Origin of the sequence: Campylobacter troglodytis, assembly GCF_006864425.1 — a bacterium.
GTDB classification, from domain to species: domain Bacteria; phylum Campylobacterota; class Campylobacteria; order Campylobacterales; family Campylobacteraceae; genus Campylobacter_D; species Campylobacter_D troglodytis.
The window spans coordinates 1-784 of sequence record NZ_QHLI01000193.1; the positions used below are offsets into that span (position 1 = coordinate 1).

General features: G+C 35.5%; 2 protein-coding genes. Both read right to left on the minus strand.

Annotated elements, in window-relative coordinates:
* Window positions 1-322: 322 nt before the first annotated feature.
* Entirely contained in the window at window positions 323-466 is a 144-nt protein-coding gene (locus DMC01_RS14195; RefSeq protein WP_185908975.1) for a hypothetical protein, read from the minus strand.
* Between the two features lie 125 nt (window positions 467-591).
* Window positions 592-744 carry a hypothetical protein gene (locus DMC01_RS14200; RefSeq protein WP_185908976.1) on the minus strand — a complete coding sequence of 51 codons (153 nt, stop codon included), beginning with the start codon at window positions 742-744 and terminating at the stop codon, window positions 592-594.
* Window positions 745-784 lie beyond the last annotated feature (40 nt).

Genomic DNA, 784 nt, shown 5'->3' on the forward strand with positions numbered 1-784 from the left:
ATTAAAGTATCTTGAGCTAAATTAAATTTAGCCTCATTTCTTTGATAACTTAGAAAGAAACTTAAATTTAAATCAAACACACTCTAAATTCAAAAAACTGTCCTAAAATTAAAGCCAAGTTCGTTCAAAGAGCCTTAATCTCATCAGCAAAACCACAAACACCCCCCCCCAAAAAACCAACCCCACAAAGCCAAATTCAAGCCTCAAGCACTCAAAGCTTAAAGCATCTTAGTAACATAGCCTCTCATTAACACAGCCTCTACCGTTAATGCAGCCAAGTTCTCAAACAAAGCACCCTTTTGTAAATATCGTTTCTTTACTCTTACAACCAAACCTCATCCTCCACAAACACAAGCTCCCTACTCTCTTTCATTAAAAAACTTGAAAAGTTTTTAAGCTTGAAAGCCTTGCAACTTAAAGCCTTTGTGGCTTTAAATTTAAGCTTTTGAATCTCGCGTGAATTCAAAGCCTTTTTAGCTTAAATTCCAAGCTAGTTAAATTTAAACCAAGTTAGCTATTTTTACAAAAATCTCATCAAAAGAAACATAAGCCCCCCACTCCGACAAAAAGCTCATACACTCAACATAAGTCTTATTCTTTAAGCACAGTCTCCACTACTATAAAACCACTCCCACTATTACCAAAAACCAATCCACTAAAAATAACCCCCCCCCCTATCCTACTCAAATACAAGCTAAACAACTTTGCCTTTGAAACAAAATTTTCTCTTAAAATAAAGCTCATAAACATAAGTCCTATTCTACAAACCTAGCCTCCCTACCCC

Coding starts and splice junctions, on each gene's coding strand:
- DMC01_RS14200 (WP_185908976.1), bottom strand. CDS start 744: ATGAGCTTTATTTTAAGAGAAAATTTTGTTTCAAAGGCAAAGTTGTTT.